The organism is Orenia marismortui DSM 5156 (assembly GCF_000379025.1).
GTDB classification, from domain to species: domain Bacteria; phylum Bacillota; class Halanaerobiia; order Halobacteroidales; family Halobacteroidaceae; genus Orenia; species Orenia marismortui.
Genome location: NZ_KB900617.1, coordinates 613,058 through 639,099, shown reverse-complemented (window position 1 = coordinate 639,099; position 26,042 = coordinate 613,058). Strand labels below are relative to the sequence as shown.

Here is a 26,042-nt window from a genome sequence, read left to right as displayed (position 1 = left end):
AGGTCATATTATGGCCTGCTTTTTTCTATGTATATTTTAACTTTGATATAGGTTTGTGAATGTAGAATAAAATATAAATGTGAGGTTATAGATAAATAAAGCGACAGTTTCGGAGTTAGGCGTTAGGAGTTAGGACATAGAAAGATCTTACTAACTCCTATGACCTATCACCTAGCACCTAAAAGTGTCACTTTATATCCATTAAGCTTTACCTTAAACTTGGATAACCATATTAGGCCGATTTATATAAAAGGATATTAACTTAAGGGGGCATAGATTATGAGTGATTTAACATTATTATATCAATTACAAGAATTAGATAATCAGAAGAAAGAGATCGATAAAAATAATGAGAAAGAAGAGATTGAGATAGAAATACAGAGATTAAAGGAAAGTTTAAATACTAAGGAAGAAGATTTAGTAACTAAAGAAGAAGAGTTGAATTTATTAAAAGATAAGATAAAGGAAGAAGAATTTCAAGATGCTCGATTATTAAGGCAAGAAGATGATTATGAAGAACAGCTGTATAGTGGCAATAACTCTAATCCTAAAGAATTAGAAAAATTACAAGAAAAATTAAATCATACTTTAGAGAGTAAAGCAGAGTTAGAAGAGGAATTATTAGAATTAATGATGGAATTAGATGAAAAAGAAGAAATAGTATCAGTCTTGAAAGATGATATAAAGACAAAACGTCAAAGGATCTCTCAACTAAAAAATGACCATTTAAATATTGAAAAAGAATTAAAATTAGAGTTGAATAAAATAGAAGAAGTTAAAGAAGAGTTAAAAGAGAAGCTAGGCAAAGAGCTGTGGGAAAAATATAATAATTTATATAGTAGAAAAAAAGGGGTTGTTGTAGTAGAGATGAATGATGGATATTGTATGGGCTGTAGAATGTCTTTGCCTGTTAATTTAATTGATCAAGTTGAAAGTAATGATAATATAAGTTTCTGTGAAAATTGTGGCAGAATACTTTATGCTAAGAAAAAAAATATTGATAATTTATAGAATTATTATAATTGGAATAAAATGTATTGCTGAATTTATTGACTTATACTGAATTAATTGTTATTATATTTGTTGTGGTTGGGCGATAAAATTGAAAATTATTTTATTGACAATCCAAAATAAAGGTGTTATAATCTTAAACAGTAATTAAGACAGAACCAAATAAGTAGACTGGATGATCGTAAGTATGTTTATACTTGAGGAAAGTCCGGGCTCCATAGAGCAGGATGCTGGTTAACGGCCAGCCGAAGTAATTCGAGGGAAAGTGCCACAGAGAGCAAACCGCCGATGGCCTTTTAGGCACAGGTAAGGGTGAAAGGGTGCGGTAAGAGCGCACCGGGATTCTGGTGACAGCGTCCGCATGGTAAACCCCATCCGGAGCAAGACCAAGTAGGAAAAGGTTAAGAGTAGCTCGCTCATCTTTCCAGGGTAGGTCGCTTGAGGTGGCAGGCAACTGTCACCCTAGATGGATGATCATTGCCCGTGAGGGTACAGAACCCGGCTTATAAGTCTGCTTATTTGTTCTTATATAAAATTTCTTACACCACTTAAAGTGGTGTTTTTTTATATCTTTGTTTATACATAGTAAAAGTAAAGCTTATTTATATAATGTAAAAAATAATAGCTATATAATTTGTGGAAAAGGATATCTAAATATATAATATTAATAATAGTGAGCAGGAGATCTAAAAGAAGAAGTAAATAAAGATTAAAAAAGCTTAGATAAAGGAAAAGTTTTATAAAAAAAGATTTCAAAAATAGATATTAGATTTAATAGGCGAGAATAGGATAAGTTAGATAAAATTGAATACTAATTAATTATAAAAGAATAGGTATTGTTCTTATTTTATCAGATAATAGACACCTGTTAACAGGTGTCTAAACAATATTTAGGAGGAAACTTTAGATTTATTTTTAAAAGACTTGAGTAGGCCTAATGAATAGGTTTCTGGATCTGATAAAATTAAGAGGATTAGAATTAAAAATAAAGTATAAGGGTCATACAAGTCTTTTTTCTCTTTGGGTTTTTCTTTAGGATCATTTTCTTTTCCGTTAAATAATTTGAGCATATCTTACACCTCCTTATATATAGTTGTTTTACTATATAATATGTAGTTTAGAATTTTATGTTAAAGTGCTTTTTATAATATTAACTGTTAAATATTTAAAATAGTTGTATTATCAAATTATTAAAATATTATTTGTTAGGAGTGAGAGTAGTGAGTAGATTAGGATTTTTAGGGCCACAAGGAACTTTTACAGAAATAGCTGCAAAGACATATGCTCGGAGAATAGATGAGTATATTCCCTATGGAGACATTAAAGCATTGATTAATGCAGTTAGCAGAGGAGAAGTGGACAAAGTTATTGTGCCAATTGAGAATTCAATTCAAGGTGGAGTAACCTTGACTTTGGATTTGTTGGTAGAGCATGATGTAAAGATTATTAGTGAAGTTATTATTCCCGTTAAACATAGTTTATTAACTAGAAAGACAGTAGAATTAGATAAGATTAAACATGTTATGTCTATATCTCAAGCTTTAGCACAATGTCGTTCATTTTTGGAAGATAATTTAGTGGATTATCAGGTTCATTTTACCAATAGCACAGTCGAGGGAGCAGAAAAGCTACATGATTTGGATGATAGTTGGGCTGTTATTGGAAATAGTGAAGCTGCTAAACATTATAACTTGGAAATCTTAAGAAAGGGAATTCAAGATAATGAAGAAAATTGGACCAGGTTTGTTGTTTTATCACAAGAAGAAGTTTCAGCAACTGCTAATGATAAGACTTCAATTATTTGTTCTTTAGGACAGGACCACCCAGGAGCTCTATATGATATATTACATGAGTTTGCTATTAGAGGAATTAACTTAACTAGAATTGAATCTAGACCGGCTAAGAAGTTATTAGGTGATTATATATTTTTTATAGATTTTGAAGGTCACTATCAAGAAAAAATGCTTGAAGATGCTCTTGATTTAGTTAATTATAAGGCTTCTTGGTACAAGTTATTAGGTTCTTATCCTAAATCAATGGTGATAGATGACTACAGTGTAAGTTGATTTGATCTATCTAAAATTGAAAATTGGATAAATCTATGTTAAAATAGTTAGGTGAAATTGTATCGAAGGGGGTATTACAATGGCTGGACATTCTAAATGGGCCAATATAAAACATAAGAAAGCAAAAGAAGATAAAAGAAGAGGGAAGTTATTCTCTAAATTAGTTAAAAAGATTACTGTTGCTGCTAGAAATGGCGGTGGAGATCCGGAAACCAATAATGATTTGGCTTTAGCTATTCAGAAAGCTAAGGATGCTAATATGCCTAAAGATAATATTGAAAGAGCTATTAAAAGAGGTACTGGAGAATTAGAAGGTGTTGAGTACGAAGAATTTGTATATGAAGGCTATGCTCCTGCTGGAGTTGCTTTATATATGGAAATTATGACGGATAACAGAAATCGTGCTGCTTCAGAGGTAAGGCATGTTCTATCTAAAAATGGTGGAAACCTAGGTGAAAATGGTTGTGTTTCATGGATGTTTGAAAGAAAGGGTCAATTAATTATTGATCGTATTGAACAAGAGATTGATGAAGATGAGATTATGATGTCTGCTTTAGAAGCTGGAGCAGAGGACATTAATATTGAAGAAGATAGTGTAGAAATAATAACTGAAGCAGGAGCTTTAAAAGAGGTTAGAACAGCAATGGAAGAAGCAGGATATAAATTTTCTTCCGGAGATGTTGCTATGATTCCTGAGAATATACTTGATGTAACAGATCCAAGTGAAGCTAAGAAGGTATTGAAGTTGATAGATGCTTTAGAAGATCATGATGATGTACAAGAGGTTTATGCTAACTTTAATATTCCAGATGAAGTTATGGAAGAAATTGAAGATGAAATTTAATCTTTTCAACACTCAAGTGTATCATACATTTGAGTGTTATTTTATTTTGAATATACTCTTTTAACGATTATCTTCATAATAATAATTAAGTTGGAGATAATAGTAACAAAAATAATATTAACTTTTATTTAATGTTATTTACTACAGGAGGGGTTTGATGAAGAGTTTATTCAAGTTATGGGTAATTCCTATTGTTATCGGATTGATTGCTGGATTAACTTATATTAGCTTAGATTCATCTTTAAATTCAGATAAATTAAAACAATTAGAGACAAGTCCCCCTACAGAAAAGAATTATAAGAATGAAGATAGCGATAAAGACAACTCTAAGATAAAAGAGAAGATGAGAACTGCTAATAATAATATAGTAGATATAATTAAGAAAGAGGAAAAGAAGATTAATCGAAGTTTGGACAAGATCAATAATAAAAAGCTATTAGAAGGATTTGAATTCATATTTAATGATCTTAATCAGGAAATAGAAGAAAAAAAAGATACTTCTTTGCTAATAGAATCTTTGTTTGATTTTAGTGAGGGAAAGTTGAATTTTAATCAGCAAACTAAAGCCCCTTTAGACTCTAAGAAAATAATTATTGAAGTAAAAGAAGATAATTTACCAAAGAGTAAAGAGAAGGATATAGATGTTAAGCAGAAGAAAGAGGTTATAGATGATCTTGAAATGGGATCCATAGAAGTAGAAACTAAGAAGGATGTTAATCAAGAAGATAAGAAAAAAGAAATAAAAAATAAAATATTTTTAGGAGTTAAAGATGGATATGTAGCAGTTTATAGAGGTGAGAGTTTAGAAGAAAATGAATTAGAGGAGATAAAAAAAGATATAGCAGTAAAGAATTTATCTGATAAAGATAAAAAAGACCTGATTAAAGGTATAGAGGTAGATAGTCAAGAAGAATTATTAAGTATCTTGGAAGGCTTTAGAAGTGCTGATGAAGGATAAATAATAATCTTAGTATAATTATCTTTTACAGATACCTATAAATTTCCTAATCTAAGCAGTCTTTACTAGGCTGTTTTTTGTTTTTAATACAGGAATTTATCAATTATTATTGAAGTTAAAAGGAGGGAGGTAAGAAGATGATTGCATATATAAAAGGTAATTTAATTAGGAATAATTTAGAATATATTGTTGTGGAAGTAAATGGGGTAGGTTACAAGGTATATATACCAGATAGTTTACAGCAAGATTTACCAACAATAGGTGAAGAATTAGAAATACATACTCATCATTATGTCAGAGAAGATAATATTTCATTGTATGGATTTTCTTCAGTAAGTGATTTAGAACTTTTTGAACAATTGTTAAATGTATCAAAAATAGGTCCTAAAGTGGCTTTGAATATTTTAGCAACTATGCCAACTAGGGATTTCAAATTAGCAATTATTAATAATGAGATAAATACTTTAAAAGAGATTAAAGGAATTGGAAATAAGACAGCTAAGCGCTTGATTTTAGAGTTGCAAGAGAAGATAGAGCTTGATAATATATTAGATGATACTTCTTCAAAGATAGTAGATACTAGAACTAATGATGCTATAGAAGCCTTAGTTAGTTTAGGGTATAAACAAAGTGATGTATATAAAATAGTAGTAGAGATATGCAAAGAAGATAAGGATATAAGTGTAGAAGAAATTATTAAAAGGTCCTTAGCTCATCTGAGTTAGTATAGGAGGATAGCATAATTATGAGAGATAGATTTGTTTCACCTGTAGAAAAAAGAGAAGATATAGATCTTAATTTACGTCCTAGTAGCTTAGAAAATTATATCGGACAAGAGCAGATCAAAAAAAATCTTAGAGTTTTTATTCAAGCTGCTTTAGAAAGAGGAGAGTCTTTAGATCATGTTTTATTATATGGCCCTCCAGGATTAGGTAAGACTACTTTAGCCAATATTATTGCCAATGAAATGGGAGTAAATATTAAAACAACATCAGGTCCTGCTATAGAAAAACCTGGTGACTTAGCTGCTATTTTAACAAAACTACAACCAAATGATATTTTATTTATTGATGAAATTCATCGTCTAAGTAGGGTGATAGAAGAGATTTTATATCCGGCTATGGAGGATTTTTCTTTAGATATTGTGATTGGTAGTGGACCACAGGCACGATCAATTAGATTGGACTTGCCAGAATTTACTCTAGTTGGTGCTACAACCAAAGCTGGTAGCTTAACTTCTCCTTTAAGAGATCGTTTTGGGGTTATTAATCGTTTGCAATTTTATAATGAAGATGAATTAACGAAGATTATTATGAGGGCAGCAAAGGTATTGCAGGTAGGGATTGAAAAGGCTGGTGCTAAGGAGATTGCTTTACGTTCTAGAGGCACTCCTAGAATAGCTAATCGTTTTTTGAAGAGGGTTAGAGATTTTGCTCAAATAGAGGGTGATGGCATCATCACTGCTAATTTAGCCCAAAGCTCTTTAGAAAGATTAAATGTAGATCAATTAGGATTAGATAGAATCGATAGAAAGATATTAATGACTATAATTGATAACTTTGATGGTGGTCCAGTTGGACTATCTACCCTAGCAGCATCTATTAATGAAGAAGAGGAAACTATTGAAGATGTTTATGAACCTTATCTGTTACAACTGGGATACTTAAATCGAACACCTAGAGGTAGAAAGGTAACTAAGATGGCTTATAATCATTTTAATATCGAGGTTGATAAATAAATGAGAGATATAATAGGTGGACATGTTATTTTAATTGGAATAATTCTAGTTTTTTTAGGGATAGCTATAAAATTAGGATTTCCAATTGGACGTTTGCCAGGGGATATTAATATTAAAGGTGAAAATTTTAGTTTTTATTTTCCCTTGACAACAAGTATATTACTTAGTCTTATTATTTCATTTATTTTAAAATTATTTAGATGAATTTTTTTAATTTAAGTAAAAATCTGTTTAAGAAAGGCATGATAAAATAAGATGAAATTAAAAATAATAGTAGTAACTTTAACTATATTAATCTTATTAACTCCTGTTAGTGAGGCCCAATCTAGAAGAGTTAAGGTTGGTTTATTAGATAATGTTGATGATGTTTTGATTAAAGCAGATAATGGGATTAGAGTTGTACTAGATAATGGTCTAGAATTAAGCCTAAATTTAGATAAAGCATATAATTTCATTAGTCAGAATGATCTTGTTTTATTTGGCCAAAATGTCTTTCAAGAAGATAGATATATAGTTTATCCTTTGAAATCAGAAGACTTGTTAAGTGTTAATGGTAGAAAATACAGAGGGTTTTTAGAAATTCTAAATACTGATCAAGGCTTAACAGTTATTAATAATATTAAATTTGATCATTATTTAGCCAGTGTAGTAGGTAGTGAGATTAATGCTAATTGGCCATTAGAATCTTTAAAAGCACAGACAGTTGTAGCTAGAACCTATGCTTTAAGAAATATAGCCTCTCACTTAAGTAAAGGCTATAATCTATCTGCTACTGTTAGATCTCAAGCTTACAAAGGTGTTGCTTTTGAACACCCAAGAACTTTAAAAGCAGTAAGGGAGACTAAAAATGAAGTTGCTACATATCAAGGTGAATTGATTGCTTCAGTATATCATTCTAGCGCAGGAGGACAAACTGCTCAAGGATCAACTATTTGGGGTAGTGAAACACCTTATTTACAAAGTGTATCTTCACCTGATGATTTATCTCCACATTATAGTTGGAAAAGGGAATATTCTAAAAGGGAGATAGAAAAGATATTAGTAACTAAAAATATTGTAATAAAAGATCTACAAGAAATAACTTTAGAAAATATAGGTCCTTCTGGAAGACCAAGTCTGGTTAGGATTCATGATATAAATAATAAATATTATGATATTGATAGCTCGCGTTTTAGATTTTGGTTAGGGTTAAGAAGTACTAGATTTACTATAGTAAAAAATAAGAGTCTCAGATTAAGCAGGAATAAAAGTAGATTTTCTTTTGATATAGAAAGATTAGGAGTAGATAATAAGATTAAGCTAAAAGATCAAAATGATAGCTATGTATTTTCAGGTTATGGTTGGGGGCATGGAGTAGGAATGAGCCAATGGGGTGCTTATAAAATGTCTAAAGAAGGTTATAGTTATCAAGAGATATTAAAACATTATTATCATGGAATTAGGATTACAAAAATGGAGTTGGAGGAATAGTTGATGAAGGTTAAAGATTTTGATTTTGAATTACCAGAAAAATTAATTGCTCAAGAACCGATGGAGCCAAGAGATGAATCACGATTAATGGTGATTAATAAAATAGAAGATAAGATAGAAGATAAGATTTTTAAAGAAATTGTTGATTATTTTGATCCTGGAGATACTTTAGTTAGAAATAATACTAAAGTAATTCCTGCCCGTTTATTTGGTCATAAAGAAAAGACTGGTGGCAAAGTAGAGATTTTGCTATTAAATCAAGTTAAACTTGATAGGTGGGAGACATTAGTTAGAGCGAATGGTAAGGTTAAGATAGGAACAAGAATTGTATTTGGTAATGAAGAGTTAGTAGCTGAGGTTAAAGATATGACTGACTTTGGAGGTAGGGTAGTTGAGTTTGAATATGATGGCGTTTTTGAAGAGATACTAGATCAACTAGGTAATATGCCTTTACCACCATATATCACTAAAGAGTTGGATGATGCCGATAAATATCAAACAGTTTATGCTAAAAAAAGAGGAGCTGCTGCTGCTCCAACAGCAGGACTTCACTTTACTGATAACTTATTAGCTCAAATAAAGGATAAAGGGGTTAATATCGTAGATGTTACTTTACATGTTGGATTAGGAACCTTTAGACCAGTTAAGGTTGATACCATAGAAGAGCATGATATGCATTCGGAATATTATGAAATATCAGAAGAAACAGCTCAGATAATTAATGAGACTAAAAAGCGGGGAAATAAAGTCTTTTCAGTAGGAACAACTTCAACTAGAACTCTAGAAACAGTAGCTGATGAAAATGGTAAAGTTAAAGCTAGTAAAGGTTGGACTGATATCTTTATCTATCCAGGATATGAATTTAAGCTAGTAGATGCTTTAATCACAAACTTTCACTTACCTCAGTCTACCTTAGTAATGCTAGTCAGTGCTTTTGCAGGTAAGGATTTAACTATGAGAGCATATCAGCAAGCAGTAGAGGAAGAATATAGATTCTATAGTTTTGGAGATGGGATGCTTATTATTTAGTTGACAGTGTACAGTTAAGACCTTGAAAATCAAAAATAATATAAAATTCTTTTAACGGTAAACTGTAAATTGTCAACTGTAAACTAAACAAGAGGAGGAAAAACATGTCATTTGAATATACACTAAAGAAAAAATGTAAAGATACTAAAGCAAGATTAGGAGAATTATCTACACCTCATGGAAATATTGAGACACCTATTTTTATGCCTGTAGGTACTAAAGCTACGGTGAAGACTATGACTCCTGATGAACTAGAAGATATTAATGCTCAGATTATTTTAAGTAATACATATCATCTTTATTTAAGACCAGGCCATGATTTAATAGAAGAAGCTGGTGGTTTACATAAGTTTATGAATTGGGACAAACCTATATTAACAGATAGTGGCGGATTTCAGGTTTTTAGTTTAAGTGATATGAATAATATTACTGAAGAGGGTGTAGAATTTAAATCACATATTGATGGTTCTAAGCATTTTATCAGTCCTGAGAAATCTATTGAGATTCAGACAGCTCTTGGTTCTGATATTATGATGGCCTTTGATGAATGCCCACCTTATCCTGCTGATAGAGATTATGTAAAGAAGTCTTTGGAGATGACTACTCGTTGGTTGGAGCGTTGTATTGATGCTAAAACTCGTGATGATCAGGCTTTATTTGGAATTATGCAAGGTGGAATGTATAAGGATTTAAGAGAAGAGAGTGCTAAACAGATTGTTGAATTTGATTTACCAGGTTATGCTATTGGAGGTTTGAGTGTAGGTGAGCCTAAAGAGTTGATGATGGAGGTATTAGATTATGCTCCTGACCTTTTACCAGAGAATAAGCCACGTTATCTAATGGGAGTAGGGACTCCTTTTGATCTGTTTGAAGGGGTAATGAGAGGAGTAGATATGTTTGATTGTGTATTCCCTACACGGGTTGCTAGAAATGGTTTAGTATTTACTAGTGAAGGTAGAGTTACTGTTCGTAATGCTACTTATAGTAGAGATTTTACACCTTTAGATCATAATTGTGACTGTTATGTCTGTCAAAATTATACTCGTGGATATATTAGACATCTGCTTAAGCAGAATGAAATTTTAGGTGTACGTCTTACTACTTATCATAACCTACATTTCTTATTAGAGATGATGGAGAATATTAGAAAATCTATTGCTGAAGACAGATTTTTAGAATACAGAGCAGAGTTTTATAAGAGTTATGGTCTCGAAGTAGAGTAATAAAAAATTCATAGCAATTAATTTTTAAATAATTGATAAAAAAGAAATTAAAGTCAAAAAAAGTTTAATAGAGGATTTAGCAGTTAAATCGAGAATATAAACAGGTAGTGTAAAAAATGTGAGGGATAATTTTAATTTGTTTCAAAAGCTCTCTAAAATTATAAGGAGGAATTAGGATGCAAGTTTTAGGAAGTTTATTGCCTTTTGTGGTAATGATATTAATTTTTTGGTTATTAATCATTAAGCCACAGAAGAAAAGACAACAGGAACGTCAAAGTATGTTAGATAGTTTAGAGGAAGGAACAAAGATAGTTACTATAGGTGGAATTAAAGGTACTATTACTAATATAGCAGATGATGAATTAAGTTTAGAAATTGCTCCTGAATTAGAAGTGAAGATTACTAGGCTGGCTGTAGGTAGAGTAGAGATGGATGAAGATGAAGTTACAGCTACAGACAAATAAGATTGGAGGAGCATTATGTTAGCTATTAAAGATGAAATCAAAGAATTACTTGAATCTGTATTGATAGCAGGAGTTTTAGCATTCTTTATAATTACTTTTGTTGTTCAGTCTTTTGTAGTTCAAGGCCATTCTATGGATCCTACATTACATGATGGAGAAAGGTTATTTGTAAATAAGTTTATATATAATTTTCACTCACCTAAGCGTGGGGATATAATTGTCTTAACACCAAAAGGTGATCCTAAACGGAAATATATTAAAAGGGTTATTGGATTAGCTGGTGATAAGATAGAAATTAAAGATGGTACTTTATTTATAAATGATAAGATGGTTGAAGAGAATTATATTAATGAATCTTATATTAGAGAGAATCTTTATTCTATTGATACTAATGGAGATATGATGGGTGATGAGATTCATAGTACGGCAGGACCATTTTATGTTCCTAAAGAACATGTCTTTGCCATGGGAGATAATCGTAATAATAGTTTAGATAGTAGAAGATTAGATATAGTAGGTTACATTCCTTATGAAGATATTAGTGGTAAAGCTTTTTGGGTTTATTGGCCTTTGACTAGAATAAGAGTGCTAGATCATGCAAGATATCCAGATTTGACTTAATAAATTTTTCAGTAAAAGGGGCAGATTTTAATCTGCCTCTTTTTTATTTAATGAACTTATACATTTTTAGAGCTTATGGATAACTTTTAATACTTGTTTATTAATATAAAAAACACCTAATCCCCTATCCTCTTCTTCTTGTTTTAAAGTAGTAAGGTTAGATAACATTTATTTCTAAAATAATTGATTACAATAATGAATAAGTTTTAATAAATGTTATCTATAAGGAGTTGAATAATGTGTCTTCTATTTTAAAAGGGAGTCGTACTTTCTCTAAAGATTCAGTTCAAGAAACAGGCGATATTCCTAGAATTAATGAGCCTGCTCCTGATTTTACTGCTATTACTACACAAGGAGAGATATCTTTATCAGATTATCGTGGAAGATGGGTTATGTTATTTTCTCATCCTTCTGATTTCACACCAGTCTGCACTACAGAGTTTGTTTCTTTTGCAGAAAATTATGATCGTTTTAGAGCTCTTAACACATCATTAATTGGTTTGAGTATTGATAGTGTTTACTCTCATATTGCTTGGGTTAGAAATATAGAAGAATTATTTGGAGTAAAGATACCTTTTCCAATAATTGATGATCTAGGTTTTAAGGTAGCTAATAAGTATGGTATGATTCAGCCAGGAGTAAGTGAAACTAGTACTGTTAGAGCGGTATTTATTATTGATCCTGAGCAGATAATTAGGGCTATAGTCTACTATCCACCACAGGTAGGTAGAAATACTAATGAATTATTAAGGTTAATTGAGGCTTTGCAGACAGCTGATAAATATAATGTAGCTACACCAGCCAATTGGTGTCCTGGTGATCCAGTAATTGTGCCACCACCTAAAACAGTAAAAGAGGCTGAAGATAGGTTGAAACAAGGTTATAATTGTAAAGATTGGTACTTTTGTTATCGGGATTTACCGGAAAAAAGAAGGTAATCGAATAGATTTATTTTAAGGTACACCATAAAGGTGTATCTTTTTTATTTTTGAAATTTATTTAAGATTCAACTTTTTATAATACTAGCTTTGAAGGAGTTTTTTTGTCAAGAATATATATTTTTTCACGGATTAATAATAAAATTTATAAATTATAGATTAATTTTTTGAGCTTATCTATTTTTAGTAATAATTAAAGAGTGAGGTAATGAGTAAGTAGCAAATAAGTCTGTTAGTTGCTACTTACTCATTACTCTTATCTTGGTTTTATTCTAAAGTTGATTATGCTACACAAAAATAAAGTTGTTTTCATATATTAATATCATAGACAATATTTAAGGAGGTGAATTGATGCAGAATAATTTATTTAGAAGAGCTTCTAATAGTTGCGGAAGTATAAGGGGGTTTATCTCAAGACTAGAAGAAGGAGGCTTTATTGTTCAGAAAGGCAAATTAAGATATATAGATATATTAAAGCTAGCAAGTGAATGTAAAGTTGATACAGCCTTCGGTAATAATGTCGGTGTACCCTATGCGACCTATCTCCTTCCACCAGCACCTAAACAAGAACCATCACCTGGACAAAGACCTCCAAAATGCTATGAACCTGGAGATCCTGATAACTACCCAGCCAATATTGAATATGTAGCACCAGGGTTTAACTATAAACTCCGTCCTGATGAAGCAATTGTATTAATTGGAAAGACACCTCCTCCAGCAGTTTACTTTAGTTTTAGAAGTTATCTAGGCTTTATTGAAAATAAACCGGATAAAGATTATAGTGATACTATTACAGCAGGGGATGAGAATACGGGTTTTTACCACTTTATCGGTGCCAGTATGGGTGATCAAATAAGTAAAAGTAACATTTGGACTGATAGTACCCCTTATGGAAGACCAGGAAATCCTTTTAATGGTTCCACAATTATTATTACTACTGCCGATAGAGGTATAAATAAGCAAATGCGTGATGCTCTTGTTAAAGCAGGATTTGACCCTGGTATTATGAATAATGATAATATTCCTCAAAATCTTGTGAATATGGGCTTGGAAAGGGGGAAAGATACCTTTTTATTTACCATGCGGGCAGCAAAGTTTGAAAATCCTGATATTGGCTGGGATTATATTTATAATCTTGAAAGATATTTTACGGTGTTACGCATAACCCCTAAAAAACCTTATCCTATAACAGAACCTTGGCCTATTCCAGCACTTAAAAAAAGAGAAACAGGTACTACTGAATTCCAGGTTGTTCCTAATGCAAGGGATACGCTAGATTATCTGAGAAATCAAATTATTTGCAAATACGATAATCCAGAATATGATATTGTGGATTTGGATTTAAATCTAGCGATATCTGATAACTATGAGGGGATATTACAGGATGTTAACGTGTGGATAGATAACAGAGATGCAGTTTATCTTAAAACGGAAGATTTTCAGTTGGCATCCGATGATGATTTTGTAATAATATATGGTATCAACCACATACAAACTGGATTTGCAACCTATTTCAACGCTAGTTTTTATGGTGCAGAGCTTTGGAATGGCGTTGGGGCAGCCATCGTTACCAATGGACAGCAGTATCCCGCCGATGAATATTTTCCTAAATGTTATACAAATGATAATGAATATTATGTAATAAAAATGGCAAGAAAGTGTAAAGAAGACAATGAAGTTATTATACCTTATAGTACAGGTAACCCTCAAGGATCAGCATATGGAGTTGACAACAATGAAGATGCTTTCATAATCATTAGGGTTTATGTCAACCAGGAAACAAAAGTTGCTCCAGCTCATTTTGATATTATCTGGGGTCGTGCTATTTTATTTAGCAAAAAGAAGAGGCCATAGTTGTATAATGAAGGAATATTTTCACTAAGATTAAGGTGAAAATTTTACAAATTTTAAGTAATACAGATTAATTGTTAATATTAATTAAGAGCCGACAGCTAACTTATAAGTCCCAGGTTATTCAATAACCTGGGACTGTTATTTTTAATCTGTGATTAAATTTTAACCTTTTGCTAAGACTTGTAGTACTTCATTGCTATCTGGTAACTGCATTCTTATCGTTAAATTTAAAACAGTCAATTTAGTTATTAGATAATAAAAAAGTATTCAAATATAAAAACCCCTATTAAAATCCTAATAGGGGCTTTTACTTTATTTAGCAAAGATATGTTTTCCAATTTTACGAACAGTTCTTCTGGAATAGATCCATCTAGATGTAGAGGTGGCTGGATTATAGAAATAAACACATCCATATGTAGGATCCCAACCCCTCATAGCTGCAAGAGTTGCTTTGATTGAATCTTCACTAGGTCTTTGATGCCAGATAAGACCGTGAGCTACTGGTGTAAAGGCCCAAGGCTGATAGATTACGCCTGCAATTGTGTTAGGAAACCTTTTATCTCTTACACGATTCATCATTACTGCTGCTACTGCAACCTTAGCCAAATATGGTTCTCCTTTGGATTCAGCATGAACAGTTCTAATCATTAATCTGGTAGTTGGTGATAAACTCCAAAACCATGATGGTGTTTGTGCTTGTGCTATAGTTAGATTATAGTAGCTATAACTAATGAACATTCCAATAAGTAATACTGATATTAGAACTAGTATTTTTCTCTTCATTTTATCCCCTTTCTTTTGTGAAATTTCAAAGTTGATATTAATATATAGTTTATACGATTATTATCGTTTTTATATCAAGTACAATAATATTTTTATTGCTAAGAAGCTTCTTGTTCTTTTATTTGAAAAGTAGACTGTATTTAATCTAACGATGAAATAGTGAAAAATAAAATTATTTATATATTATTATTATCTTATTTAATAAACATATACAACAACTATATCAAAGTTATGTAATAAATTTATTTTATTCCCAATTAATTTACAATAAATACCTTTGAATCCTTACTTTTATCTCTATATAATTAGATTCGCTAATCAAACTTTGGAGGTGAAAAAAATGAAAAAGAAATTTACAATTAATTTTGTTATTATTATGGCTGTAATGATCTTGTTAACTTCAGTTGGTGAAGCTGCTGCTTTAGGTAGTAGAACTTTATTCTTTGGTAGTCGAGGAAAAGATGTTGAATTATTACAAGATGTCTTAGCTGATAAAGGATACTTCAATGCTAACTCTACTGGGTATTATGGTCCAATAACTGAAAAGGCTGTAATTGAATTTCAAAAGAAATATAGTTTAAGAATTGATGGCTTTGCAGGAAATCAAACTATTAATAAATTGAAAAAGAAGTATATGTCAAATACTAACAATTCAAATTATAGATTAAATGTAAGTAAAGAGGAAATGAATTTGTTGTTAAGAACAGTTTATTCTGAGGCAAGAGGAGAGAACTTTGCAGGGCAAGTAGCTGTTGCATCAGTATTGATAAATAGAGTGTTGGATGATCGCTTTCCAAATACAATTAAAGGAGTTATTTTTCAACCGTGGGCATTTACAGCAGTTCATGATGGTCAATTTTGGTTAGAGCCAGATCCTAAAGTGCTTAAAGCAATAGAGGCTGCATTAAAGGGATGGGATCCTAGTCGAGGAGCAGTCTTTTATTATAATCCAGCTAAAGTAACTTCTCATTGGATTTATACACGTCCAATAATTACTCGTATTGGACGCCATTATTTTGCATCATAATTAAAAGAAATTAATAATTCCCCCTAAGATAAATATTAAAAGTTTATATTAGGGGGATGTTTATACTTATTTAATTGTACACTAATATAAAAATTTAATTTCAATATAAAGTGCTAGAGTCAACTATTATCCTCTATTTATTTGTTATTATAATAAGCGCTAATATCCAGTAGTTAAAGAGTTTCATCATCGCTAGTAATAGTTGGTTTTTATATCCTATTTTTTCTATATAAAGTTATTTCAATTCCTTCATTAGGTTGATAGTTAATTGTGGCTTTATCTATCATCAATCCCACTACTGATAATTCATCACAATAATCATTCTGTCCAATTAATTCCCAATAATATTCTTCTATCTCAGGCTGTTTATCTATATTTAGCATCTCTTCTATCTCCTCAAGTTTATTTTGATTGAGATTTTTGGAGTTATCCTTGAAGGTAATTATAGTTTGTTGATCTTTTATTTTGATATTGATATCAATGTCATTAGCTTTATTATTAAAAGAGAAGGATAAGATTTCATCAAGAATCTTAATTATCTTCATTTTCTCATGTTTCATAAAATATTCACTCCTTTTTTATTGAATCTAGTATTGGAAATAAGATTATAGCTACTAACCCTCCAGCAAACCCATTGTTATAAAGGTTTAATCCTCCATGGAGATATCCTATATTCATTACTACTGAGAGGTGCAAAAATCCTGCAATGACTCCACTTAATCTTCCAAACACACCACTAATAGGTGCTAAGGTTGTAGAAAATAGTAATGCTAATATAAGCCCGGGATTATTAATCCCCCAAATTTTTGTTACACTTCCAATCAAGACTCCAACAATAATAGGAAATGTATTAAAGGGATGTTTACCAAAAGCTGAGAAACCCACAATAGTAAATAATCCACCGACTGTAGGGCCATTTAAAGGGCTACCAATTAGAAATAATAGTAATGTGTAGAATAAACCCATTAATCCCATATTAATTATAGTTACTGGAAAGGTATCAAGGGTTACAAAATCTGTTACTATTCTTCCTGATCGTTTCCATAATTTTTTCAATCGTCTAAAAGATTGATTATTTAGTAAATATCCAACTAAAATTAGTGATAAGAAATGAAAGGTTAAAATAATTCCAAGTACCCCAGTATATTTAGTTGTCCAGATTAAATTTTGATTATATTCTATTCCATAAGATCTAAAAAGTGACATTAATAAAGTTCCTATTAACCCTGCTGTAAATCCTAAATTATATAGATTAAAGCCTTGATGACTACTTAATAAATGTGAGGCAAGAGGTGGGGTTATAAATCCAGTAACCACTCCAATAAAAGTTGCTAAGAACAGCCCCTTAACTGTAAAACCTAAAATAAAGATAGTTTGGCTAACTAAAGGCGCTAAAGCAGTACTGAATAAAGCTATAATTAAAAATTTTCGCAAGGGTTCTTTTTGATAGATTGAGTAGAGCTTTACTCCTAGAATTATAGGTATTACATTTAAGAGGTTCTTTCCAAACATGGAGAAGCCCATAACAGTAAATATAGCTGCTATACTTATTCCTGTTAATCGTACTTTTTTGGACTTTAGTAGTAATAGAGAGGTTAAACCTAATATGCCTGAATTAAGAAGAGTAGCACTTAGACCACCGATTCCTAGATAATCTGTAATTAGAAGATCACTTGACAATATAATATTTTTTAAACCTTGAGTAATATTTTGAGGATTATCAAGAATAAAAGCTATAAGTATTAAGGATATAGGATAAATAAGTAATAATCTAAATTTTAAATCTTCAGATATTCTTTTCTTTGTAAATTCTATTTTAATAATATTCATCTCCCTTCTACAAAATTTATTTAGATTGACAAACAAGATGATTATAACATATAAGATATTATAATTGAAAGTTATATTTTTAATTCTATATCTTATATTAGTAGAGGAATTGAATATTAGAAAGAAATTCTAACACTTCAGTAACTAGTGACAAGTGAGCAGTAAGCAGTAAATATCTTAATTTGTCACCTGTTACTCGTCACTCGTTACTGTCGCTTTATACTCATAAATATATCTAGTTAGAGCTTTTTAAACATAGTAATATTTACTAAAATTTTTTTAGTAATGTGAGATAACTCATATAAGTTCTATTAAGATTGCTTTATAATTTAGTTAAGAAGAGTAAAAATTACTTAAAACCGATTAAGGGCTAAGAAGAAAAATTAATTACTAGCTACATAAGGAGGAGATAAGATGTCTTATCCTGTAGTTGATGAATCCGAGTGTATTGCTTGTGGTGTTTGTCAAAGTGTTTGTCCAGCTGATCCAAATGTATTTGAAATTGAAGATGTTTCTAAAGTGGTTAATCCAGAAAGTTGTATTGAGTGTGGGGCATGTGTAGCTAATTGTCCTGTTTCATGTATTGAGTTAGAAGACTAAATTTCATTATATTAAGAGGAGGAGATATAGAATGTCAATGTTCTGTTATCAATGTCAAGAAGCAGCAGGTGGAAAGGGATGTACAGTAAGAGGTGTCTGTGGCAAGCAAGATACTACAGCAAATCTTCAAGATTTATTAATTTATGTATTAAAAGGAATTTCTACTTATAGTACAAAAGCCAAAGAGTTAGGTGTTGAAACTCCTAAGGTAGACTTCTTTGTAATGGAGAGCTTGTTTATGACTATTACTAATGCCAATTTTGATAATGATGCTTTTGTAGAGCAGATTAAAGAAGGTTTAGCGCTAAGAGGAGAAGTTAAGGCTAAGGCGGAAGAAGCTGGAGCAGAGTTTATTGATCTATTTGAAGGAGCTACTTGGACTGCTGATACTAAAGAAGAATTTATGGCTAAAGCAGAAGAAGTAGGAGTATTACAGACTGAAAATGAAGATGTAAGATCATTAAGAGAGCTTATTACTTATGGTATTAAAGGTTTAGCAGCATATATGGAGCATTCTTATAATTTAGATTATGAAGATCAAGAACTTTATGACTTTATGCAAGAAGCATTAGTTAAGACAACAGATGATACTTTAACAGATGATGAATTAGTAGCATTAACATTAGAAACAGGTAAATTTGGTGTAAATGCAATGGCTCAATTAGATAAAGCAAATACAGAGACTTATGGTAATCCAGAGATTACAGAAGTAAATATTGGAACAAAAGATAACCCAGCAATTTTAATCAGTGGTCATGATTTAAAGGATATGGAACAATTATTAGAGCAGACTGAAGGAACTGGAGTAGATGTTTATACTCATAGTGAGATGTTACCAGCAAATTATTATCCAGCATTCAAGAAGTATGACCACTTTGTTGGAAACTATGGTAATGCATGGTGGAAGCAGAGAGAAGAGTTTGAAAGTTTTAATGGTCCAATTCTATTTACAACTAACTGTATTGTACCACCAAAAGCAAATGCAAGCTATAAAGATAGAATCTTTACAACTGGAGCTGCTGGGCTAGATGGTGCTACACATATTGAAGCTGATGAGAATGGAAAGAAAGATTTCAGTGAAATCATTGAATTGGCTAAGAAATGTGATGTTCCTCAAGAGATTGAAAATGGAACAATTGTAGGAGGATTTGCTCATAATCAGGTATTAGCCTTAGCTGATAAGGTAGTAGAGGCTGTAAAAGGTGGAGCTATCAAACAGTTCTTCGTAATGGCTGGTTGTGATGGTAGAATGAAAGGTAGAGATTACTATACTAAGTTTGCCCAAGAGCTACCAGAGGATACAGTAATCTTAACAGCAGGATGTGCTAAATATAGATATAATAAACTTGATTTAGGTGATATTGGAGGAATTCCAAGAGTATTAGATGCAGGTCAATGTAATGACTCTTACTCTCTAGCAGTAATTGCAATGAAACTTCAAGAGGTATTTGAATTAGAAGATATCAATGAATTACCTATCTCCTATAATATTGCTTGGTATGAGCAGAAAGCTGTAATCGTACTATTAGCTCTATTATATCTAGGAGTTAAGAATATTCACTTAGGACCTACATTACCAGCATTCTTATCTGCCAATGTAGCTAATGTATTGGTTGAGAAGTTTGGTATCGCAGGAATTGGTGAAGTAGAAGAAGATATTGAAATGTTCTTAGAAGCATAATTTGAATAAATTATAAACTATAAAGCTACTTTGCATTGGGGCATTGAGAATAATATTCTTAATGCCCCAATTTTTGCTATTGATTAATTATCTAAAAAATAATTTTTAGTCACAGATAAACACGGATAAAATATTAATTTAGAAATTAAATAATGATTAGAACTATTATGATGGAAGATTTAGATTTGTTAAATTAAATTTGATAATTTTTTATTGGAGTAATTAAATTGCTTGATTTTCTTTAACCTGTTAAGACCTTTAAATCAGTGAATATCTGTAGCAAAAAAGATTTTTAGTTAAATACTTAAAAATTTCAGTTCGTATCATAAAAGATCAAGGATAGACAACTTTTTTAGAGTTAGCATAGTAATTTCAATAAAAGGAGGGCTAAGCATGTATAAGACGTTCAACTTTGATGCTCGAGAGTTAATTGATGTTGCAGTAAAGTTAGAAGAAGAGGGGTATGGATTTTACAAAAATTTAGCTAATTTAGTGAGCTTAAAAGATGTTCAGAAGTTATTTGATTTTTTAGCTTCAGAAGAGAAAGTTCATAAATCTAAGTTTAAAGAGATGGGGAAAGAATTAGCTACTATAGACAAACATGAAAGCTATGATGGAGAATATGAAGATTATATTAAATCATTAATTAATACTCATGTAATAAATGATTTAGATCCATTAATTGAAAAAATAAAAGATAATCTTCAAGAAAGAAAGGTAATTGAATTAGCTATTAGATTTGAAAAGGATTCTATTATAGCCTTTAATGAATTTAGGAAGGTTATGAGTGATAAGCATAAAAAAACTATCGATCAGTTAATCAAAGAAGAAAAGAAGCATCTAGTAAAGCTTATACAGATAAAAGAAGGATTATAAAATTAACTTATGATCTTTGGGGTACTTAGGTAGATAAGTTGTAATAAAAAAATAATGAATTAAAATTGTAGTTTAAATATAAAAGCTCTGATCAAATTTGATCAGAGCTTTTATATTTAAGTCTTAAAAAACATTTTAGATAATACTACTTAAGAATTGTCGTAATCTATCATGACTAGGATTTTCAAATATCTCTGTAGGTGATCCATCTTCAATAATCTTTCCTTGATCCATGAAGATTACTCTGTCAGATACTTCTTTAGCAAACTGCATCTGATGAGTTACTACAAGCATTGTCATATGCTCTTTAGCGAGTTCTTTGATTACACTTAAAACATCGCCTACAAGTTCAGGATCTAAGGCGGAAGTTGGTTCATCAAATAACATGATATGTGGATTCATTGCTAGGGCTCTAGCTATAGCAATTCTCTGCTTTTGTCCTCCAGAAAGTTGTGAAGGATAACTATCCTTCTTATCTAGCAACCCTACTTTTTTAAGAAGGTCATCAGCTAACTTTATAGCTTTATCTTTACTCATCTTTTTAACTATTATAGGAGCTTCTATTATATTTTCTAATACAGTTTTATGGGGGAATAGGTTAAATCCTTGAAAGACCATTCCTAGTTTTTTACAATTATTCCTATTTAATAATTCCCCTTCAATTTTAATGGTCCCAGATTGAATATCTTCTAACTTATTCAAACATCTTAAGAGGGTACTCTTTCCAGAACCTGATGGACCAATAATAGAGATTATTTCCCCTTTGCTTACTTCTAGTGATACATCTTTTAGTACTTCTAAATCTTTAAATTTTTTGCTTATCTTTTTTACTTCTATCATATAAATCCCCTCTATTCAGATATACAGTATTTATCTTCTATTCTCTTAAAGACACTTACGATAATAGAACTTATTAGTAAATAAAATATAGCAGCTACAATAAAAGGAGTTATTGTAAAGTCCCTTGTAACAACTTCTTTAGCAGATCTTAATAAGTCTCCCATTCCAATAGTTACAACTAATGCTGTATCTTTAACTAGATTTATTGCTTCATTACAAATTGGAGGTATAACTCTTCTAATGGCTTGAGGAATGATTATTCTGGTCATTGTCTGTCTATAATTCATTCCTAAAGCATGTGCTGCTTCATATTGTCCATCATTTATAGATCCAATTCCTGCTCTGAATATTTCAGTTAAATAGGCAGAATAATTAATAACAAAGGTAATTGATGCTGCCAAAAATGGTGTAAGTGTAAGACTTTCAAAAATAATAGGTAAGCCATAATAAATAAAGAATAGCTGAAGTAATAAAGGAGTCCCCCTAAAGATCCAAGTATATATCCCTAATATTCTGTTTAACACCTTAAATTTTGATGATTTAGCTAGTGCTAATATAATTCCTAGAGGAAGACAGAATATAGCTGTTACTATATATAACTTTAAAGTTACTGTAAGACCACCTAATATGAATTTTGTAATATCTAAGATATACGACATTTTAAATATCCCCTTACTTTATTTTTTACTTGACAAGAATATCTTCACTAAACCATTTCTCCGAAATTTTGGCTGCTGTACCATCTTCTTTCATCTCATCAAGTACTTTATTTAATTCTTCTCTAAATTCATTATCTTCTTTTCTAATTCCAACTGCATAATCTTCTTCTGCTAAATATTGATCAAGAACTTTATAGTCTGCTTTTTTCTTTGTAATATAATATCTACCAACTATTTCGTCTATAATTACCGCATCAATTCGTCCTGCCCTTAAATCTAATAAAGCTTCAACGTTATTTGAGTATTTTCTAATATTTTTTAATGATTTAGATAATTCTTGATTTGATTTTAGAGCTTGCTCACTACTACTACCCATTTGAAGCCCTACTACTGATTCAGCTAAATCTTCAGTAGTTTTAATATCTGAATCTTTTCTTACGATTATTGCCTGTCTATTAGCAACATAGACATTAGAAAAAGCTATTTGTTCTTTTCTTTTTTCAGTTACTGTTAATCCATTCCAGATAACATCTATATTACCGTTTTTAAGGCTTAAGATAACTCCATCCCAATCAACAGGTTTAAATTTAACGTCAACACCTAGTCTTTTAGCGGCTTCTTTTGCTAAATCTATATCAAAACCAACTATCTCTCCAGATTCGCTTCTAAAGCCCATTGGTGGGAAGTTATCATCAAGCCCTACTACAAAATAACCTTGTTCTTTTATCTCTTCAAGTGAATTTTTAGTAGTTGTAGCTGATTTATTTCCACCACACCCAGAAATAATTAAAGACACTGACATAAGTAACACAATTAAAATTATCATATTTTTTTTCATAAATTCTAGCCCCCTATGTATATTTATTCTCTGAATATATTATAATTTATTACTTTAACAAAGTAAAGGATAAAATCAAAAAAAGATAGCCTCCAGAGATAAGAAGAATTATATTTAGAAGATTATTTATAATTATTAAAGGTAGATTTTGACTCAGCTAGGCGATGAATATATTGTTTAAATCAATCCATACTAAATTAAGTGGACTTATTTTGAGTTATGGATTTATTTCAATACTATTTCTAAGTTGCTTTAGTTATATTTTATAGATATCCAAGTCTAAAGTGAAATTTAATGGATATAGTGTGACACTTTTAGGTGATAGGTCATAGGTTATAGGAGTTAGTAAGGTCTTCCTACCTACCACTTCCTAACGCCTAACTCCGAAACTGTCGCAATTTTTTTCTATAAGACATATTAAAATTTCATTCTAAGGTTGTTTATATTAAAAATAGATTATATCTAACTTTTTATTATTATATAAAATTATGTTAATAAGTACTAAGGGGGAAAGTCAGATGTCAGATCTAGTCACTGTAGAGGATATTAAGAAGAATGAAGTTGTAAAGGCATATATTAAAACAGCAAATGAACATTTAGGAGAGATTGGATTTACTGAACATGGATTTAGGCATGCTGGATTAATATCTAATCTGGTTAGTAATATTTTAACTGAATTAGATTATTCAAGACGAATAGTAGAGCTAGGTCAAATTGCAGGTTATATTCACGATATAGGAAATGTTATTAATCGCCATGATCATGATCAACATTCGGCATTAATAACAGAAAGATTACTTAGTAATTTAGGAATGGATTATGAAGAGATAGCAATGATTATTGGAGCAGTAGGTAATCATGATGAAAATTTTGGTGAGCCAGTTAACCCAATTTCAGCAGCATTGATTATAGCTGACAAATCTGATGTTCATTATACAAGAGTGAGAAATAAGGAATTTGCTACTTTTGATATTCATGATCGTGTAAATTATGCTGCTAAAAAATCATTTATAGATGTAAATAGAGAAAGTAAGACTATTACTTTGAGGTTAGAAATTGATTTAGAGGTTATTTCAGTTATAGAATATTTCGAAATTTTTCTAACAAGAATGTTGATGTCTAGAAAAGCTGCCCAATATTTAGAATGTGACTTTGAATTAATAATAAATCAAAGTAAGTTATTATAAGATTTTGATTAATTGACAACCTCTTTTTTACAGGATATAATAAATATGTTGTGTTATAATATTTATGGTTTTAGAAGTTATAATAGTGTGTCAATAATTATATATAAGAATATAAGAAAGATAAATAGTAGATATAATTAATAATAATTAGCCTTGTATTCAGGATATAGTATTTCTATAAAAGGAATCTAAACAAAAACCTAGAAATATTATATTGGTGAATAAATTTTATTTAAGCAAGTGATAAATGTTATTATTAAGGGGGAAGGGAGACAGAATTATGAATTGGAAACAAAAAAGAATGTTTAGCTTTATTATGGTATTAGCATTATTAGCATTAGCAGCATATTTTTTATATCCCTTAGATGAGAGTATTGAATTGGGATTAGACTTACGTGGAGGAACACATGTTGTTTTAGAAGCGAAAGATACTGAAACAGCACAGGTGAACGATGATGCTATGAATAGAGTAATGAATGTTATTAAAAGAAGAGTTAATGAACTAGGATTAACAGAACCACTTGTACAAAGACAAGGAGCAAGAAGAATTATTGTAGAACTACCAGGAATTGATGATCCTAACCAAGCTATTCAAACAATTGGACAAACAGCCCAATTGATATTTAAAAATGAAGCTGGCGAAGTTCTTATGACTGGAGAATATTTAGTAGATGCACAGGCTGGATTTGAATCTCAGTTTAACCAACCTATTGTTTCTATTGAATTTAATAGAGAAGGTGCGAAAAAGTTTGCTGAGATAACAAGAAATAACCAAGGAAAAAGGGTAGGTATTTATTTAGATGAAGACTTATTAACTAATCCTCGTGTTAACGAAACTATTACAGGAGGAAAAGCACAGATTACAGGTTATGAGTCTATAGAAGATGCTCAAGAAAATGCTTTATTACTTAGAGCTGGTGCGTTACCTATTCCAGTTGATGTAATTGAGAATAGAACTGTGGGGCCAACATTAGGTAAGATTTCTATTGATAGAAGTATTAAAGCGGGAATTATTGGTTTGTCTTTGATTATAGTCTTTATGGCTTTAGTTTATTGGATGTCAGGTTTAGTGGCAGCAGTTGCTTTAGGCTTCTATAGTGTGATTGTATTAGGAGTTTTAGCAGGATTAAATGCTACTTTGACTTTACCAGGAATTGCTGGTTTAATCTTATCTATTGGTATGGCAGTAGATGCTAATGTAATTATTTTTGAAAGAATTAAGTATGAATATCGACAAGGTAAGACTGTGAAGGCTGCAGTAAATGCTGGATTCAAAAGAGCTTTTACAACTATTTTAGATTCCAATATAACAACTTTAATTACTGCTGCAATATTGGGTTATTTTGGAACTGGAACTGTTAGAGGATTTGCAATTACATTAAGTGTAGGTATTTTAGTAAGTATGTTTACAGCAATTGTAGTTACTAGAATGCTAATCAACTTATTATTAAATACTGGCTTAGTAAATAAACCAAAAGCTTTTGGTTGGGCAAGGAGGTAACTTT

The 26,042-nt window shown here is 30.8% G+C and carries 27 protein-coding genes and 1 other RNA gene; 21 read left to right on the top strand and 7 right to left on the bottom strand.

Annotated elements, in window-relative coordinates; translation table 11 throughout:
* Positions 1-279: 279 nt before the first annotated feature.
* Both OREMA_RS0102845 and rnpB read left to right on the top strand, forming a co-directional pair.
* Complete coding sequence (locus tag OREMA_RS0102845; RefSeq protein ID WP_018247772.1) at positions 280-1,011, top strand: zinc ribbon domain-containing protein; 732 nt, start codon at positions 280-282, stop codon at positions 1,009-1,011.
* Between the two features lie 163 nt (positions 1,012-1,174).
* Positions 1,175-1,533: RNase P RNA component class A (gene rnpB / locus OREMA_RS18245), an RNA gene on the top strand.
* Between the two features lie 368 nt (positions 1,534-1,901).
* Here rnpB and OREMA_RS0102840 read toward each other — a convergent pair.
* A complete protein-coding gene (locus tag OREMA_RS0102840; protein ID WP_018247771.1) occupies positions 1,902-2,081 on the bottom strand; it encodes a hypothetical protein in 180 nt (59 codons plus the stop codon).
* Positions 2,082-2,231: 150 nt separating this feature from the next.
* On the opposite strand from OREMA_RS0102840, the gene pheA reads away from it, so the two are divergent.
* From pheA to OREMA_RS0102775, 13 genes are all read left to right on the top strand, one after another.
* A complete protein-coding gene (gene pheA / locus OREMA_RS0102835) occupies positions 2,232-3,077 on the top strand; it encodes a prephenate dehydratase (RefSeq protein WP_018247770.1) in 846 nt (281 codons plus the stop codon).
* 79 nt (positions 3,078-3,156) lie between these two features.
* Positions 3,157-3,921, top strand: coding sequence for a YebC/PmpR family DNA-binding transcriptional regulator (locus OREMA_RS0102830; RefSeq protein ID WP_018247769.1), 765 nt, complete (start codon positions 3,157-3,159; stop codon positions 3,919-3,921).
* A gap of 157 nt (positions 3,922-4,078) precedes the next feature.
* Complete coding sequence (locus OREMA_RS0102825; RefSeq protein WP_018247768.1) at positions 4,079-4,879, top strand: BofC C-terminal domain-containing protein; 801 nt, start codon at positions 4,079-4,081, stop codon at positions 4,877-4,879.
* Between the two features lie 137 nt (positions 4,880-5,016).
* Positions 5,017-5,604, top strand: a complete 588-nt coding sequence (ruvA, locus tag OREMA_RS0102820) for a Holliday junction branch migration protein RuvA (RefSeq protein WP_018247767.1) — start codon at positions 5,017-5,019, stop codon at positions 5,602-5,604.
* Positions 5,605-5,624: 20 nt separating this feature from the next.
* The gene (gene ruvB, locus OREMA_RS0102815) at positions 5,625-6,617 is read left to right on the top strand and encodes a Holliday junction branch migration DNA helicase RuvB (RefSeq protein ID WP_018247766.1); all 993 of its coding nucleotides are present in this window, start codon (positions 5,625-5,627) and stop codon (positions 6,615-6,617) included.
* Positions 6,618-6,821, top strand: coding sequence for a DUF2905 domain-containing protein (locus OREMA_RS0102810; RefSeq protein WP_018247765.1), 204 nt, complete (start codon positions 6,618-6,620; stop codon positions 6,819-6,821).
* A gap of 51 nt (positions 6,822-6,872) precedes the next feature.
* The gene (locus tag OREMA_RS0102805; protein ID WP_018247764.1) at positions 6,873-8,087 is read left to right on the top strand and encodes a SpoIID/LytB domain-containing protein; all 1,215 of its coding nucleotides are present in this window, start codon (positions 6,873-6,875) and stop codon (positions 8,085-8,087) included.
* 3 nt (positions 8,088-8,090) lie between these two features.
* Entirely contained in the window at positions 8,091-9,116 is a 1,026-nt protein-coding gene (gene queA, locus OREMA_RS0102800; protein ID WP_018247763.1) for a tRNA preQ1(34) S-adenosylmethionine ribosyltransferase-isomerase QueA, read from the top strand.
* 104 nt (positions 9,117-9,220) lie between these two features.
* Entirely contained in the window at positions 9,221-10,339 is a 1,119-nt protein-coding gene (tgt, locus tag OREMA_RS0102795) for a tRNA guanosine(34) transglycosylase Tgt (protein ID WP_018247762.1), read from the top strand.
* Between the two features lie 176 nt (positions 10,340-10,515).
* On the top strand, positions 10,516-10,803 hold the full coding sequence (yajC, locus tag OREMA_RS0102790) for a preprotein translocase subunit YajC (protein WP_018247761.1): 288 nt from the start codon (positions 10,516-10,518) through the stop codon (positions 10,801-10,803).
* Positions 10,804-10,818: 15 nt separating this feature from the next.
* Positions 10,819-11,424, top strand: coding sequence for a signal peptidase I (lepB, locus tag OREMA_RS0102785; RefSeq protein ID WP_018247760.1), 606 nt, complete (start codon positions 10,819-10,821; stop codon positions 11,422-11,424).
* Between the two features lie 248 nt (positions 11,425-11,672).
* Entirely contained in the window at positions 11,673-12,362 is a 690-nt protein-coding gene (locus OREMA_RS0102780; protein ID WP_040657275.1) for a peroxiredoxin, read from the top strand.
* A gap of 351 nt (positions 12,363-12,713) precedes the next feature.
* Positions 12,714-14,216 (top strand): hypothetical protein, encoded by a 1,503-nt coding sequence (locus tag OREMA_RS0102775; protein ID WP_018247758.1) that lies wholly within the window; start codon positions 12,714-12,716, stop codon positions 14,214-14,216.
* A 312-nt stretch (positions 14,217-14,528) separates the two neighbouring features.
* Here OREMA_RS0102775 and OREMA_RS0102770 read toward each other — a convergent pair whose 3' ends face one another.
* The gene (locus OREMA_RS0102770; protein WP_018247757.1) at positions 14,529-14,999 is read right to left on the bottom strand and encodes a cell wall hydrolase; all 471 of its coding nucleotides are present in this window, start codon (positions 14,997-14,999) and stop codon (positions 14,529-14,531) included.
* A gap of 340 nt (positions 15,000-15,339) precedes the next feature.
* On the opposite strand from OREMA_RS0102770, the gene OREMA_RS0102765 reads away from it, so the two are divergent.
* Positions 15,340-16,026, top strand: coding sequence for a cell wall hydrolase (locus OREMA_RS0102765; protein ID WP_018247756.1), 687 nt, complete (start codon positions 15,340-15,342; stop codon positions 16,024-16,026).
* A gap of 209 nt (positions 16,027-16,235) precedes the next feature.
* Here OREMA_RS0102765 and OREMA_RS0102760 read toward each other — a convergent pair whose 3' ends face one another.
* Together OREMA_RS0102760 and OREMA_RS0102755 are read right to left on the bottom strand one after the other, a co-directional pair.
* Complete coding sequence (locus tag OREMA_RS0102760) at positions 16,236-16,586, bottom strand: hypothetical protein (RefSeq protein WP_018247755.1); 351 nt, start codon at positions 16,584-16,586, stop codon at positions 16,236-16,238.
* Between the two features lie 7 nt (positions 16,587-16,593).
* Positions 16,594-17,856: a DUF1576 domain-containing protein gene (locus OREMA_RS0102755; protein ID WP_018247754.1), complete on the bottom strand. Its 1,263-nt coding sequence runs from the start codon at positions 17,854-17,856 to the stop codon at positions 16,594-16,596.
* Positions 17,857-18,270: 414 nt separating this feature from the next.
* Here OREMA_RS0102755 and OREMA_RS0102750 point away from each other — a divergent pair, with 414 nt between their 5' ends.
* The 3 genes from OREMA_RS0102750 to OREMA_RS0102740 all read left to right on the top strand — a co-directional run bounded on the left by OREMA_RS0102750 (position 18,271) and on the right by OREMA_RS0102740 (position 21,013).
* Positions 18,271-18,456, top strand: a complete 186-nt coding sequence (locus OREMA_RS0102750) for a DUF362 domain-containing protein (RefSeq protein ID WP_018247753.1) — start codon at positions 18,271-18,273, stop codon at positions 18,454-18,456.
* A gap of 31 nt (positions 18,457-18,487) precedes the next feature.
* The gene (hcp, locus tag OREMA_RS0102745) at positions 18,488-20,137 is read left to right on the top strand and encodes a hydroxylamine reductase (RefSeq protein ID WP_018247752.1); all 1,650 of its coding nucleotides are present in this window, start codon (positions 18,488-18,490) and stop codon (positions 20,135-20,137) included.
* Positions 20,138-20,530: 393 nt separating this feature from the next.
* The gene (locus tag OREMA_RS0102740; RefSeq protein WP_018247751.1) at positions 20,531-21,013 is read left to right on the top strand and encodes a ferritin-like domain-containing protein; all 483 of its coding nucleotides are present in this window, start codon (positions 20,531-20,533) and stop codon (positions 21,011-21,013) included.
* Between the two features lie 135 nt (positions 21,014-21,148).
* On the opposite strand, the gene OREMA_RS0102735 is transcribed toward OREMA_RS0102740, so the two are convergent.
* From OREMA_RS0102735 to OREMA_RS0102725, 3 genes are read right to left on the bottom strand one after another with little or no spacing between them, the layout of a single operon-like run.
* Complete coding sequence (locus tag OREMA_RS0102735; protein WP_026188889.1) at positions 21,149-21,859, bottom strand: amino acid ABC transporter ATP-binding protein; 711 nt, start codon at positions 21,857-21,859, stop codon at positions 21,149-21,151.
* A gap of 5 nt (positions 21,860-21,864) precedes the next feature.
* Positions 21,865-22,512 (bottom strand): amino acid ABC transporter permease, encoded by a 648-nt coding sequence (locus OREMA_RS0102730; RefSeq protein ID WP_018247749.1) that lies wholly within the window; start codon positions 22,510-22,512, stop codon positions 21,865-21,867.
* A 25-nt stretch (positions 22,513-22,537) separates the two neighbouring features.
* The gene (locus tag OREMA_RS0102725; protein WP_018247748.1) at positions 22,538-23,350 is read right to left on the bottom strand and encodes an amino acid ABC transporter substrate-binding protein; all 813 of its coding nucleotides are present in this window, start codon (positions 23,348-23,350) and stop codon (positions 22,538-22,540) included.
* A 518-nt stretch (positions 23,351-23,868) separates the two neighbouring features.
* On the opposite strand from OREMA_RS0102725, the gene OREMA_RS0102720 reads away from it, so the two are divergent.
* Positions 23,869-24,537 carry an HD domain-containing protein gene (locus OREMA_RS0102720; protein WP_018247747.1) on the top strand — a complete coding sequence of 223 codons (669 nt, stop codon included), beginning with the start codon at positions 23,869-23,871 and terminating at the stop codon, positions 24,535-24,537.
* A 280-nt stretch (positions 24,538-24,817) separates the two neighbouring features.
* A complete protein-coding gene (gene secD, locus OREMA_RS0102715; RefSeq protein ID WP_018247746.1) occupies positions 24,818-26,038 on the top strand; it encodes a protein translocase subunit SecD in 1,221 nt (406 codons plus the stop codon).
* Positions 26,039-26,042: the final 4 nt, after the last annotated feature.